Origin of the sequence: Psychrobacter sp. SZ93C1 (assembly GCF_015864635.1) — a bacterium.
GTDB classification, from domain to species: Bacteria; Pseudomonadota; Gammaproteobacteria; order Pseudomonadales; family Moraxellaceae; genus Psychrobacter; species Psychrobacter fozii.
Genome location: NZ_JADYWY010000006.1, coordinates 13001 through 27358, shown reverse-complemented (window position 1 = coordinate 27358; position 14358 = coordinate 13001). Strand labels below are relative to the sequence as shown.

Below are 14358 nucleotides of genomic sequence, written 5' to 3'. Positions count from 1 at the left end.
TCTCACTTCCTTATTGGTTTACGTTGCTTGCTGTCACTTAATAGTCACACACTACAAATCCTATAAATAGAATAAATCGGCAATAGAAAACCTAAAACCTGACTTTTTATAAGCAAGTTAATAATAAAATTATGAGGTGTTGGAATTGATGAATTGAAATGAATCAAGCGATATCAAAGAAGCGATCAAAGCTAAGGAGATAGATTACTTTAGGAGAGATAATGCAGAAATATGCGGTCATCAATAGCTTGATGCCGTTCCATGAGAATAGAACGCTTAAAAATAGCAGATAATTAAAATACAGATGCCATAAAATTTCGATTTTATAACGATAACGGATCTATAGAGCGAAGCCCTAGAATTAAGTCCTGTGAATATACTTATTCAGCATATGCTGGAACTCTCTTGGACCTTGTCCATTGTATTGTTTAAATTGTCGAAAGAAATGTGCTTGATCTGAGTAACCAGTGTCGATTGCAAGATCGGTTAGGCGCTTGCAGTCATTTTGCATCAACCTATCTAATACGTGCTGATATCTCAAAATTAGATTGCAGGCTTTCGGAGAAAAACCATAATAATCGTTAAAAGAGTTACCGATGGTTCGGGCAGAATAGCCGCTTTGATGACATAGCTCGGTGATACTGATATTACCGTGATGTTTTAACATAAGCTTAATCAGTACATGGTATAGCTTGGAGGACTCTAACAAATCTGTTTTTTGACTACAAGTTTGTTGGAAGACGCTGATTTGTTGTTCAAAGCTTTGACAGTCAGATAGCCTATCGACCAAAGAAGCGCCTAATACAGAAATATCCTGTAAAGGAATGCTTTGATCAATAATATCTCCTGGTTTGATGGACAAAAAACTCGGCACTATACCAATTTGATAGCGTATGCCAAAGTATGAGCAGCCGTGCTCAAATACCGTTTTTCCAAGCTTTCGCCAACTGCCGCAAGCCCATGCTTCAGGTTTGTCTTTGTGCAATTTAAAAATAATATCGATACTGGCATCGGGCACCACACTGACTGCATCCCCTTCTTTGTCTAAAGTAAAGCAATAAAAGTGGGCAATACCATCACGATTGATCTCTTTTTTTTGGTAGCTGTTTTGCGCATCCAATATAAAATACGGCTGAATTGGACTGATTAATTGAGTGTTCATGAGCCTCCCTGACGAATAGTAATAGGTATAAAAGGCTGGGAATGGCGACCAAAATAGCTGTTAGTCACCATTCTATGAGTCATTAAAGTATATACACTACAGCAACCCAAGTGAATAGCACCATTCCTATATTAATGTGTGTAAAGGTAGGAATCACACTGTCTATCATATGATCATGCTGTCCATCCGCATTCAAACCTGCTGTGACGCCCAGTGTAATACTAGACGCAGGCGAGCCTGCATCACCTAACGCTGCTGATGCCCCCAATATTGCCAAACTGGCTAATGGCGAAAAACCGAGTAATAACGCTAAAGGCAAATAGATAGGCGCAAGAATTGCAACTGAGGCAAATGAATCCCCAAAGCCGATGGTGATAAAGAGACCCATCAATATCATGACAGTGGCACCCATCACTCTATTGTCGCCAATGTAACTCATAAAAATCTCAATCAATGAGTTTACTTCACCAGTCGCAGTAATCACACCTGCAAAACCAGTCGCCAGTGTAATGACGACACTGATTTCTGCCATCAATGCAACACCTTGAGTAAAGACACCATCTTGCTCATTCCAACGGAAAATACGAGAAAACGATAGGATGACAAAACCGATTAAAGCTCCTACTAATAATGAGTCATACATAATCTGTAAGGTTAAAGCGACACCAATCGAGATAAGCGTAATAGCAATCTGAAATTTATTGATGGGTTTGTCTGATTTAACTTTAGAGGTTAATACAGGAAGGTCTTTATACTCACGTTGTTTGCGATAAGTGATAAATACCGCAAACAACATGCCGGCAATAATACCCATCACTGGAAAAAACATCGCTTTGGGTGCCATACTGGATGTCGCAACAAAGCCTAAGCTTGCACCAACGTCATTGGCACTTGCCAATAATATTTGTTTGAGATACACGTCACCAAAGCCATACGGTATCAGTAAGTAAGCGACACTGATACAAGAGGCTAAAATACAAGCAACGGCACGGCGATCCATTTTCAACTCATTCATAATATGAATCAGTGGTGGTATGAGAATAGGAATAAAAGCGATATGTACAGGAACCAAGTTTTGTGACATCAAAGCGGCGACCGCAAATATAATAAACAGTGTCCACTTAATACTTTTATGTGCCGTAACCGTATTACTATCCATTTTTTTGGTGATTTTAGCTGCCAATAGCTCTAGTAATCCGCTACGAGCCAACGCTACTGCAAAGGCACCAATCATGATATAGGTAATACCAATTTGAGCACCTGAAAGCAAATTTTCATTAAAAGCGGCTAATGAATCCCCAAAAGAAAGCCCCGATTGTAAACCACCTAATAAAGCAGCCATAATAAGGGCAATGGGGACTGGCATTTTTATTAAACAAAACGTAACCATTAATATAATGGTCAGGGCGACGGCATTAATGTGAATACCAAGTAATAGCGATAAAAGATAGAGCGCTACTATAATAACGAGTGTGGGCAGAGCCCGTTTTAATAGAAAATTTGGCGTGGGTGGGTTTAGAGTCATATTCATAAAATCCCTTAATATGATTAATAGCCAATGTGAAATATAAGATAAGTAGTATTAAAATTTAAAAGTAATTTATTCGCTCTACGTTATGAATCAGAGCGAATAAATTATTAGCAACTTTTATTGATTGATAACATCCATGCCATCAATCAACGTAAATTTTTCTGAATATGACTGCTATGCCAAATAAAAATAACCATTGACCTTTATTTCAAGTACCAGCCCAAAGGCGCTTCACTATGGTATGTCGTGATTTGTTTGGTTTCTAAATAATTATCAAGACCCCAAGTGCCCAACTCTCGTCCTATACCACTCTGTTTGTAACCACCCCAAGGCGCTTGTAAAAATAGCGGCTGTGAGCAATTGACCCAGATAATACCTGCTTGTAGATTTCGAGCGACACGATTGGCTCTGTCAATGTCTTTAGAAATAACGCCAGCGGCCAGACCCAGCTCTGAGTTATTGGCACTTGCAACTGCTTCTGCTTCATCTGTAAAACGACGAAGAGCAACGACAGGCCCAAAAATCTCATCTGTCCAGATAGGATGGTCTTCAGGAACATCGCCAAAAACGGTCGGCTCAATAAAATAGCCTTTATCAAATCCGCTGGCTCGTTTGCCACCAGTTAAGACATTAACACCATCAGACTTACCTTTTTCAAGCGTCGTCATAACAGCGTCATACTGTTTTTTATTGACGACAGGCCCCAACTGAACCCCTTTATCCATACCATTACCAATGACGATTTTTTCAGCTTCTTGTACTAAGCGCGCTGTCAATTCATCATAGATGCCGTCTTGAACTAATACTCTTGAGGTTGCAGAACAGACTTGGCCTTGGTTCCAAAAAATACCAAACATAATCCATTCGACTGCTGTCTCAATATCGACATCATCAAAAATAATGAGTGGTGATTTTCCGCCAAGCTCAAGGCTGATTTTCTTCACCGTATTTGCAGCTGATCGCATGATCTGCTTGCCGACTGGGCCACTACCAGTAAAGGCAACTTTGTCCACAGCAGGATGCTCGCATAAGATCGGCCCTATTTTTGAGCCATGACCCGTGACGATGTTTAATACGCCATTAGGTAACCCAACTTTTTGACAGATACGACCCAGCTCTATGGCAGTCATGGAGGTAACTTCTGCAGGTTTTAATACCATCGTACAACCCGCTGCTAAAGCAGGAGCGACTTTCCACGCTGCCATATCTAGTGGAAAATTCCATGGAATAATGGCACTGACTACCCCTAATGGCTCTTTACGAACTAGGCAACTATAACCCTCACTATGAATCTCTATTTCAGACTCTTGATTGTTATCAAAATCTTCTGCTAGGTTGGCATAAAACTCAAAACAATCGATTACACCGTTCATATCCAACTGAGCTTCTGTAAAAGGCTTGCCGTTGTCTTGTACTTCTAACTGCGCCAAAAAATCCAAATTATCTCTGATCTCTTTGGCAATAGCGCGCAGATACTTCGCACGCTGTGAGCCTGTGAGTCCAGACCAACTACCGTTATCGAATGCTTCTCTAGCGGCTTTAATAGCTGCTTCTGCATCTTCGACAGACGCGTTAGCAATGTCAGTAATCACACTTTCATTACTAGGGTCGATATTAGCGATAGTGGCTCCGGTTGATGGTGTCACCCATTTGCCGTCAATATAGAGTTCGTTGTATGTGTTCATCAATTATTCCTATAGAAATTTGGTTTGTTGGCGTATTTAGCGTCCTTAACTATACTCGTGATATTTTTTCTTAATAGCGATATGTTCAGCGATACGCCCAGCATCATGCCAAACACCCCAAATAAAGGATGACCCCTGCCCTGACAAGAAAGGCAAGCCGACAAAATAAATACCAGTTGCTGAAGTGACACCGCGATTATGTAGCGGGCGACCGACTTCATCCAACACATCAACTTCTAACCAACTGTAGTCATATTTAAAACCAGTTGCCCAAATCACGGTAGTGATGTTACTTTCACTGAAATTTATCGATAAACTCGGATTGCTGATAGATTCAGGTAACGCTAAGAACTCACGGGCTTCTGGCTCTTCAGGTAGATCTAAACCGTTGTCTTCAACATATTTATCTGCCACATCTAAAAGCGCCAAATAGTTTTGCTCTGCTTCATTGACGTTTTCGAATAAATCATCATTGAATGTTAGCGTGTCGCCTGAAAATGATTTCGTTAAGCCTAATAAATGAATACCATCATGAGCCAGCTTACGGAAATCAACTGTTTCTCCGCCATTCATACCGCTAACAGCAAAGCCTTTTAATGGTCCATCATTTGGTTTTTCTCTGTCCCAACCGCCTAATACGCCTAACCACCAGACATTGTCACGACCTCTATAGCGTCTTGGTGGACGTTCATGCGCACCAACAGACAAATAAACTTTTTTGCCAGCGGCGTTTAATTCTTTAGCAATCTGTACGCCTGATGAGCCACTACCAATCACTAATACAGCACCCTCTGGTAACTGTTCAGGATTCTTATAACTATCCGAGTGGATTTGTTGCACGTTGGCGGTTGAAGCAATAATCGGTGGAATAGAAGGTACTTGGAACGCCCCAGTTGCTACCACGATTCGTTTGACTTCTAACTCGCCCTCTGAGGTAGTGACGTGATAGCCTTGTCTGCCCTTTAAAGGCGTAACCTTAGTAACCGCAACACCTATTTGAACAGGGGCATTGATGTGTTCGGCATATTTTTGGAAGTAATCTGCAACCTTGTCATGATGAATAAACCCTTCTTGGTCATCCTCAAACAGCATGCTAGGAAAGCGATCATGCCAGCAAGGTCCGTTGGCAACTAAAGAGTCCCAGCGGCGAGTACGCCATGCTTCTGCAATACGATTCTTTTCTAAGACAATGTGCTCAATGCCTTCCTTGGACAGGTGCTCACTCATTGCAATACCAGCTTGTCCACCGCCAATTACTAACGTATCCGTCGTCTGCATTATTTTCTCCAGTAAATTAATGTCTATCTACATCCTATGTGAAACAACAACAATTTAAATAACTCTTTTAATAACTATTGCTTCAGAAAAACAAAATCAATAGAAAACTCACAAGTAAGTAATGATGCTTAAAATCATCTCGCTTCTCTGGTTTACTATTTCTGAATCAGAAGTACAAAAAATCAGAATAGATAAGGTTTCAGAGTTTACCTATACTAAATTTTCTTCATTTATTTAACTAAAGGGTACAGAACATGAAACATGAAAGGATTCGCTGCTTCAATACCAAAGAAACTTACCCCGAACAAAGTATAGACAATGATCTGTGTCAGGCAGTCGTTGCTAGAGGGCGTACTGTTTTTCTTCGAGGTCAAATTGGACAGAATCTCGAAACCACAGAAAGTGTTTGCCTTGCCGATGTGGCAGGACAGACGGAAAGAGCGATGTACAACATTGATATGCTATTAAAAGAAGCAGGTGGTGAATTAGAAGATATCTGCAAAATCACGATTTATATCGTTGATCCACGCTATCGTGAAGACGTTTACCGTGTCGTCGGCAAGTGGCTGAAAGGCGTATATCCGGTCTCTACCGGTATTGTAGTCACGGCATTAGCCAGACCTGAGTGGCTAGTAGAAGTAGACGCCACTGCTGTCATTCCTGACTAACGCAGACCTAGATCTAAACCATCAGGTAAACACTATTGCATTTGGAGATTAACATGACCTTTTCTATTATTGCTCGCTGTAAAAAAACAGGACAAATTGGAGGTGCCGTGTCATCTTCTTCACCTGCAGTTGCGTCACGATGTTTGCATGGTCGTGCTGGGGTTGGCATGGTAATGAGTCAAAACATTACTGATCCTATGCTGGGTACCAAAATTCTCGACGCTTTAGAGCAAGGCGACACGCCAGAGAACGCTATTAAACGTTTGGTTGAAACTGAAGACTTTATACAATATCGCCAATTGGTTGCTTTGAATAATGAAGACGAAGGCGCGGTATTCAGTGGCGAGCAGACGTTAGGCGTTCATGGACATTTCATCAGAACAGATGTGGTTAGTGCCGGAAACTTGCTCGATAACGATGCGGTGCCACAAGCGATTGTTGAGGCATTTGAGCAGACTGATGGATCCCTAGCAGAGCGACTGTTGGTTGCTATGAAAGCAGGTTTGTCTGCTGGCGGTGAAGCTGGACCTGTTCATTCAGTTGGCTTGATGGTTATGGCTAAAGACATACAGTGGCCTATCGTCGACTTACGGTTAGACTGGTCAGAGAACCCAATTGATGATTTAGCGACTGCTTGGCAAGTTTATGAGCCACAAATGAATGACTATATAGCAAGAGCTGTTGATCCAACGACTGCACCAAGTTACGGCGTGCCTGGCGATTTGTGAATAAAATAGTGTAATACGACGCATTATGTTTAATAATTGAGGGTACAGTGACAGTACCCTTTTATTAAATATATGAGTATATACATGAACCGCCGAATCTCTTTACGTCAGATGGAATATTTCGTTGGTGCTGCCAAACATGGCAGCATCCTAGCCGCTTCAGAAGAAGTGCATATCTCGTCGCCATCGATTTCGGCTGCTATTGCTCATATTGAAAAAGAATTAGAGGTGCAGCTTTTTATTCGGCAACACGCAAAAGGTCTACAGCTAACCCCAGTAGGCGAGTTGCTCAAAAAGAAGTGCCAAAGAATTCTAGATGAAACGTCAGATTTATATGCTTGGGCTGCTGAGATCTCTAGTGAGGTAAAAGGTAAGCTAAAGCTGGGTTGTTATATTGGTGCTGCACCAACGTTGTACTCCGAAGTGATTCAACATTATTCGCAAACCTTTGAACAAGTCGAGATCGATTTAAACTTAGATACGCCTCGTATGCTGATGATGTCTCTACTCTCTAATAAGTTGGATTTGGCACTGACCTTCGATTTACAAATTGATGAGAAGCAAGTTAACTTTCAACCACTAGCGAGCTTACCACCTTATGCTTTAGTGGCTGCCAACCACCCTTTAGCATCAGAAAAATCCGTTTCTCTAAAAACCTTATCCAAACTGCCCATGGTTCTGTTGGATATCCCCTACAGTTACGAGTACTTTTTATCGCTTTTTGAGCAGCAAGGACTAACACCGAATATTCATACCCAAAGTCACTATGTTGAGATTGTCAAAACAATGGTCGCCAATGAATTGGGATACAGTATTTTTAATACAAGACCTAGGGTCAATACTGCTATGGATGGCAAAGAGTTAGTACGCATACCAATCCAAGGAAATCTGAGACCAATGAAAATAGGTATCATGACGCCAATTAATGCACACAACACACTATTGGTTAAATCCTTTATTCAACACTGTCAGCGTTGCTTTGCAGATGGCAATATCCCCGGAATGAGCGCCTTATAACAACGACCAATAACATTCAAATTTAAGAGGTTATTTATGTCATTAATAAAGAAAGACAGCAGCATAGAAATATTAAAAACACTGATTGGTTTTGACACGACTTCTTATAAAAGCAACCTATCTTTAATCGAAGCCATCAAATCCCTATTCGACAGCTATGGCATTTCTGTGGTTGTCGATTATAACGAAGAAGGCAACAAAGCCAACTTATTTGCTACAACTGGTCCAGTAGAGGAACACGGTGTCTTATTATCAGGACATACCGATGTGGTTCCTGCTAATAAAGACCACTGGGAGAGTGATCCTTTCATTGCTGATGAACGTGATGATAAAATTTACGGGCGCGGTTCGACGGATATGAAAGGCTTTATCGCTTGTGTGATTAGAATAATGTGCCAGGCCAGCCAGCAGAAACTGGCTATCCCGCTGCATGTATGCCTATCTTTTGATGAAGAGATTGGTTGCTTGGGTGTTAGAAATATCTTGCCTCAATTGCCAACGTTGATTAAGGCGCCACGGTTTTGCGTGATTGGTGAGCCTACCTCGATGCAAATAGCGTTAGGGCATAAAGGTAAAGCAGTTTATCAGGCGCGTTGTAGTGGAGAGAATGGGCATTCTTCTATGGCGCCCAATTACCGCAATGCGATTCATGTTGCCACACAAGTAGTGACGTCATTGGTAGACAGTCAGAATGAATTGGCTCAAAGCGGACAACGTGATGAAGAGTATGATATTCCTTACACCACTATTCATGTTGGGAAAATTCAAGGTGGCACCGCGTTAAACGTGGTTTCAGACAGCTGTACTATAGATTATGAGATACGGCACATAGCAGAAGACAGTATTGACACGATTACCGATATCATCAATGCAAACCTGCAAAAACACTCTCACAGTCAATATGCTGATATCCACTTTATGAATGCTTATCCAGGGTTAAGTACCAGCCATGAGCATCCTGAATTACAGTTTTTGAAATCCTTACTTTCAGATGACACTACCGTTGGGAAGATATCCTTTGGGACAGAAGGTGGTTTGTTTTCTCAGACCTTTGATAGCCCTATTTTTGTTTGTGGGCCAGGTTCCATGGAGCAAGGTCATAAACCTAATGAGTATGTAGAAATCTCTGAAATGAATAAGTGTGACTTGTTTTTAGAGAACTTATTAAAACAGTTGAAATAGCGTCAAACCCTGCCAGTAAAAATGGCGAGGGCGGCTAAGATACATGAAGCAGTGGTTATACGCTCTTGGTAGCTTTCCAATTTGATTATGCCAATACAGTTAGAAAATTCCATCATTTGTTAAGAATGATGGAATTTTCTGATTTTAGACATTAAAAAGCACTACCCATCGGCAGTGCTTCCTAGTGCGTATTGAACATTTATAATAGACAAACACTGAACTATTTAGCCACTTAGTGGCTTAACTACTTAACCACTCATAAATAATCAGGCCAATACCAGTTCTAGGTGTCGCTTATAAACAACACGAGCAGTTACGTTTGGTTTTCGACATTTTGCCAATACCCGGATTAAAGGTATTGGTTGGGTCTAGACTTTTATAGAAGTTTTGCAAATCAGGTTCTGCTTCGTATAGATGCCCTACATTATGCTCAGCAGGATATTTTGCCCCGCGGGCGCTCAATAGAGCTAACATCATCTTTTTAACAAGGTGTGCATCACTGCCCTTCTTCAAAATATAGTCTTGATGAAACACATAACAAAAGAAGTGCCCGTAATACAGCTTCATCTCTAAGTGCTTTTCAATTTCTTCAGGTAGGGTTTCAAGCCATTCTAATTCGTTACGTGGTATGGCAATATCCAATGCCAATATATCGCCGACTTCTTTTTCATGCATGACTTCATAGCGTAATGCGGCACCAGCTGCGGCAAAACGATTTAAAAGCGCGCTTTCTGACTCTTCCTGACTACATTCAAAATAGTTACCTGTGTCTGACGCAGCAAAGAACGTCTTCAGAAAGTCTTGAGCCTCTGCTATACCCTCATCACTCATTTTTATGATGAGATGATGTTCATATTGATCGCGATACTCAATCATGCGCTTCGGTAGATGCTTTGGAAATATATTGGCGATGAACTGCATGACTTTGTCAGTAAAATGCTTTGGCATCCATGACCATTTATGGAACTTTGCATCCATAGCGCCTTTGATAGAAAACAATCTAGGTAAGGCATTTGTACCGAGATGCTTAATACTCAGGAATGTGTCCTTGCCATACTTAGCAGATACATCAAATATATCACGGTGCATATACTCACCAACTTCAGGAATATTTTTGAAGTTTGATAGTATCTGCCGTCGCAACTGTGCAAGCTCACCCACACTGTTGGTGCCTATATAAAAGGTTTTCTCTTTTGCCGCTATTGGATAAGTGTCAAGACGTACTGCAAACACGGCAAGCTTGCCAGCGCAGCCACTGGCTTCATACAGTCTTCGCTTATCCGCATTAAAGCGGCTTGGTGTGCTTGCATCAACATCTTTTACTCTAGCGATGTACTCTTTGTCAGATGCTAGCTTGCCAGTGTCAGGCAGTTCTCTTTTATCAAAATTACCTGTTTGTAAATTAGTGAGTATTTCTTCCGGAGTGTCGCCCAATTCTACGTCTAGATGATTGACTAGCACCAGTTGACCGTGTTGGTTTATTTGGGCAAACAGTGCAAGCTCGGTATAGGCAGGGCCTCTTTTAACCAGCGCGCCGCCGGAGTTGTTAGAAATACCACCAATAATAGACGCACCTAATGTCGAGGACCCGATGACGGAGTGAGGCGCCCTATTTACGGTATTAAGCTCACTTTGCAACTGATGTAATGTCGCCCCAGGCAAGCTAATCACTTGCTCATTGTCATTCACCAAATACAACTGGTTCATTGCAAGCGTGTTAATCACAACAACTGGTCTATCGTAGTCATTACCGCTCGGGGTTGAACCTTCAGTCAGTCCTGTTTTTGCCGCTTGCATGATAATGATGCAGTCGCCTTCTACACACACTTCTAAGCTGCGCCAAATCTCCAGCAGTGTTTGCGGAAACAAAACAGCCAAAGCATTGCCGCCACCAGAGCGCCACCCCATTCTATAGTGCTCGTTTTTCTCTGGATCAGCCTGTACATTACTGGCTCCCAGTAAATGCGTTAGCTTCTCTAACACTAGATCAGGACGGAGTGTGTCCGGATACGTTATGTTTGATGAGAAAAGGTTTGATGAAGCCATATAATGCTCCTTAACTTGTGATTGTGTGTCACTCATTATGCTAAAGGCCCTTGAAAACCAAAGAGGTAAATGGCAGCCATGACGATGATGCCACAGAACAGCACATAATAGAGGGTAGGTAAAATAGTACGCCTAAGTGTGGCACCCTCCATACCGAGTAGACCCACCGTTGCTGATGCAGCCACCACGTTATGTATGGCAATCATATTACCAGCTGCAGCACCAACTGCTTGAGCTGCGATGACTAAAGAAGGTGAAATATGTAAACTCATGGCGGCTTCAAATTGAAACTGACTGAACATCATGTTAGATACGGTGTTAGAGCCGGCGATAAAGGCACCTAATGCCCCAATGGTTGCACTAATCAATGGAAAAGCACTGCCAAAAGTACCCGCAAATAACTCTGCACTGGCGACTGGCATACTTGACACATCTGATAAGTTTATGCCTGAATTGATAAAAATCCTAACCATTGGAATCGTAAAAATAAGGACGAATCCAGCCCCTAATACAGTCTTTCCCGACTCTTTGAATGCACTGTTTAGTGCACTGCCTGATTTTTTGGTTTGAAAAGCGGCGGCAACCAAGGCACTGATTAATAATAGTCCACCTGGTAAGTATAAAGGACTAAAGCTGGCACTGATATCTGCCTCGCCTAATAAGGAGGCAAAGTCTAACGTCGCACCATTGAGAAAAGATTTAAACCCCTCAAACACTCTTGAACAAACCAGTAAAAGGGCAACCAGCAAATAAGGGAACCATGCCATGACAGTAGACATGTTTTTGCCATCTAAATTCGGCGTCAAATCATCCTTGCTGACTACTAACTTGCCCATCCATTCGCTTGGCCAGTTCTTTTGCGGCTCAAAATCCCATGTGGTTTTTGGCACTAAAAATCCACGTTTTGCCGCGTTAACCACAATGGCGACACTGACCAAACCACCGACCAATGACGGAAACTCTGGCCCTAAAAAGACACCTGTTAGGGTATAAGGAATCGTAAATGCCAAGCCTGCGAATATAGCAAATGGCCAAATCGCAAAGCCTTCTTTCCAGCTTTTGTTTTTACCAAAGAAGCGAGTAAGCATCATCACCATGATAAGTGGCATGAACGTACCAATGACACCATGAATAATAGCCACTTGACTGGTAATCAGTTGTAAAAAGTCAGCCCACTCTAGTCCTTCTTGTGCCAGTTGAGCGCTAATGGCCGCTGTATCTAATCCTTTATTTACCCCAATAACAATAGGTGTACCGACCGCACCAAATGATACAGGCGTACTTTGTATCATCATTCCCATTAAAACTGCGCCCAGTGCTGGAAATCCTATCGCTACCAGTAAAGGTGCGGCAATAGCTGCAGGAGTACCGAAACCAGCGGCACCCTCAAGAAATGTCCCAAAGCACCAGGCAATAATAATGGCTTGAACACGTCTATCTGGCGATACATTGGTAAACCCAGCACGGATAACGGCGATGGCACCAGTGTGTTTTAACGTATTCAGTAAGAAAATAGCACCAAAGACGATCCACAATACTGAGACGGTAATGACCATTCCTTGAATGATCGATGAGGACACGCGATTAAGCGTCATATCCCAGATGAAAAGCGCAAGCCCAGCAGTAACGGCTAAAATAATTGGCATGGTTTTTTTGGCTGACCACTGTAAGCCAATAAGCAAAATACCACAGAGAACAATTGGCAATAGTGCCAGGAGTCCATATATTGTCTGATTCAAAATCATATCCTTTTGATTGTGTGACCTTCCTTGAGTAAAGCCATGTCAGTATTTATTTTTATGACTTAATTTTTCATAACTTAGTGACGACTGAGGTATTGAGCATTTATAAATAGGTACTGCTAATCACAGTTGATTTGTTAAAGACGTCTGTCAGATGACACCGAAAACAATCTCTATCAGTGCCATGACCAAATGCTCAAAACGCCCTAAAATATTCTACGCCTTGTCCATACATTGATATATTGCATCAAAGGACAATATTATTTTCTTTTTTTGCTATAATCCAAGACGAATTAAAGCAATTGGAGAACAAGTATGGCCAAAGCTGATGATATGGTTTTATTCGTTCAAGTGGTTGATGAAGGTTCATTTTCTAGGGTCGCTGAAAAACTGTCATTAACGAATTCAGTCGTAAGCAAACGCATTGCAAGATTAGAAGAAAACCTAAATGCACAGCTACTTTATAGAACCACCCGAAAGTTGAGCTTAACTGATGCAGGAAAGACCCTTTATAACAAAGCAAAAATTGCTAAATTTGCCTTTCAAGAAGCCGAAAATGCAGTGACGGGTTACGGTGAGGATATGAAAGGCAACATACGTATCACCATGCCAGTGGTCTCTGCCAATCTAGTATTGAGCGAATCGATTGCTGAATTTTGCAAACAACACCCTGAAATATCGGTGGATTTGCAAATTACCAATCGATTGGTTGATTTGATAGAAGAAGGGTTTGATCTGGCCATAAGAACCGCAGAGCTTGAAGACTCATCTCTCATTGCGAGGCGTCTTATAGATAGCCAGTGGGTGATATGTGCAACACCGGACTATTTAGGGAAATATGGTATACCTCAGACACCTGAACAATTACAGGATCATAAATGCTTGGTCTATAAGTTTGATAATGCGGCTAACGATATATGGCCACTATATATAGATGGCACAGAGCAATTGCTTCCTATAGAAGGCCGGTTTTATAGCAACCATCTTGATGCGATTAAACAAGCGACCCTTAGCGATTTAGGCATCGCTTTTTTACCACAAGCACTTGTTTATAAGGAGCTGCAGCAAAATACGCTCACACAGATTTTGCAACGCTTTACACGAAAAAGAATGGGAATGTATGCGGTTTATCCTAAAGCAAAGCAACCGGATCAAAAGTTGAAACTGCTTGTTGAGCATCTACGAGAGTCATTACATGAAAAACAGGCTTACTACTGCTAAGTAATAAGCCTGTTTTTCATGTGTATCAGCAAAGATAAATTAAAGCATTACTTATATGTCGATACGTTTAAACTATCGCTACTGCCCTGCAGTATCAT

Annotated in this window: 11 protein-coding genes; 5 read left to right on the top strand and 6 right to left on the bottom strand. The window is 41.6% G+C overall.

From position 1 onward, the window contains the following. Positions 1 to 361: 361 nt before the first annotated feature. From I6E83_RS08870 to I6E83_RS08855, 4 genes are all read right to left on the bottom strand, one after another. Entirely contained in the window at positions 362 to 1162 is an 801-nt protein-coding gene (locus tag I6E83_RS08870) for a helix-turn-helix domain-containing protein (RefSeq protein ID WP_197101266.1), read from the bottom strand. Positions 1163 to 1244: 82 nt separating this feature from the next. Next, the gene (locus I6E83_RS08865) at positions 1245 to 2687 is read right to left on the bottom strand and encodes a Na+/H+ antiporter NhaC family protein (RefSeq protein ID WP_197101478.1); all 1443 of its coding nucleotides are present in this window, start codon (positions 2685 to 2687) and stop codon (positions 1245 to 1247) included. A gap of 209 nt (positions 2688 to 2896) precedes the next feature. Then, on the bottom strand, positions 2897 to 4378 hold the full coding sequence (locus I6E83_RS08860) for an aldehyde dehydrogenase family protein (protein WP_197101264.1): 1482 nt from the start codon (positions 4376 to 4378) through the stop codon (positions 2897 to 2899). Between the two features lie 45 nt (positions 4379 to 4423). Continuing rightward, complete coding sequence (locus I6E83_RS08855; protein WP_197101262.1) at positions 4424 to 5656, bottom strand: flavin-containing monooxygenase; 1233 nt, start codon at positions 5654 to 5656, stop codon at positions 4424 to 4426. A 254-nt stretch (positions 5657 to 5910) separates the two neighbouring features. Here I6E83_RS08855 and I6E83_RS08850 point away from each other — a divergent pair, with 254 nt between their 5' ends. The 4 genes from I6E83_RS08850 to argE all read left to right on the top strand — a co-directional run bounded on the left by I6E83_RS08850 (position 5911) and on the right by argE (position 9251). Next, a complete protein-coding gene (locus I6E83_RS08850) occupies positions 5911 to 6324 on the top strand; it encodes a RidA family protein (protein ID WP_110924355.1) in 414 nt (137 codons plus the stop codon). 53 nt (positions 6325 to 6377) lie between these two features. Next, entirely contained in the window at positions 6378 to 7052 is a 675-nt protein-coding gene (locus I6E83_RS08845) for a DUF1028 domain-containing protein (RefSeq protein ID WP_197101260.1), read from the top strand. Between the two features lie 84 nt (positions 7053 to 7136). Beyond that, entirely contained in the window at positions 7137 to 8069 is a 933-nt protein-coding gene (locus tag I6E83_RS08840) for a LysR family transcriptional regulator (protein WP_197101258.1), read from the top strand. A 36-nt stretch (positions 8070 to 8105) separates the two neighbouring features. Beyond that, positions 8106 to 9251: an acetylornithine deacetylase gene (gene argE, locus I6E83_RS08835; protein ID WP_227680887.1), complete on the top strand. Its 1146-nt coding sequence runs from the start codon at positions 8106 to 8108 to the stop codon at positions 9249 to 9251. A 294-nt stretch (positions 9252 to 9545) separates the two neighbouring features. On the opposite strand, the gene dld is transcribed toward argE, so the two are convergent. Beyond that, the gene (dld, locus tag I6E83_RS08830; protein WP_197101257.1) at positions 9546 to 11297 is read right to left on the bottom strand and encodes a D-lactate dehydrogenase; all 1752 of its coding nucleotides are present in this window, start codon (positions 11295 to 11297) and stop codon (positions 9546 to 9548) included. A 35-nt stretch (positions 11298 to 11332) separates the two neighbouring features. Continuing rightward, positions 11333 to 13036, bottom strand: a complete 1704-nt coding sequence (locus tag I6E83_RS08825; protein ID WP_227680886.1) for an L-lactate permease — start codon at positions 13034 to 13036, stop codon at positions 11333 to 11335. A gap of 318 nt (positions 13037 to 13354) precedes the next feature. Between I6E83_RS08825 and I6E83_RS08820 the strand changes: the two genes are divergently transcribed. Then, entirely contained in the window at positions 13355 to 14260 is a 906-nt protein-coding gene (locus tag I6E83_RS08820; RefSeq protein ID WP_110924351.1) for a LysR family transcriptional regulator, read from the top strand. The last annotated feature ends 98 nt before the right edge of the window (positions 14261 to 14358 follow it).

Bases quoted from the DNA above. Each gene is read 5' to 3' on its own strand.
- I6E83_RS08870 (WP_197101266.1), bottom strand. From the start codon at position 1,162: ATGAACACTCAATTAATCAGTCCAATTCAGCCGTATTTTATATTGGAT.
- I6E83_RS08865 (WP_197101478.1), bottom strand. From the start codon at position 2,687: ATGACTCTAAACCCACCCACGCCAAATTTTCTATTAAAACGGGCTCTG.
- I6E83_RS08860 (WP_197101264.1), bottom strand. From the start codon at position 4,378: ATGAACACATACAACGAACTCTATATTGACGGCAAATGGGTGACACCA.
- I6E83_RS08855 (WP_197101262.1), bottom strand. From the start codon at position 5,656: ATGCAGACGACGGATACGTTAGTAATTGGCGGTGGACAAGCTGGTATT.
- I6E83_RS08850 (WP_110924355.1), top strand. From the start codon at position 5,911: ATGAAACATGAAAGGATTCGCTGCTTCAATACCAAAGAAACTTACCCC.
- I6E83_RS08845 (WP_197101260.1), top strand. From the start codon at position 6,378: ATGACCTTTTCTATTATTGCTCGCTGTAAAAAAACAGGACAAATTGGA.
- I6E83_RS08840 (WP_197101258.1), top strand. From the start codon at position 7,137: ATGAACCGCCGAATCTCTTTACGTCAGATGGAATATTTCGTTGGTGCT.
- argE (WP_227680887.1), top strand. From the start codon at position 8,106: ATGTCATTAATAAAGAAAGACAGCAGCATAGAAATATTAAAAACACTG.
- dld (WP_197101257.1), bottom strand. From the start codon at position 11,297: ATGGCTTCATCAAACCTTTTCTCATCAAACATAACGTATCCGGACACA.
- I6E83_RS08820 (WP_110924351.1), top strand. From the start codon at position 13,355: ATGGCCAAAGCTGATGATATGGTTTTATTCGTTCAAGTGGTTGATGAA.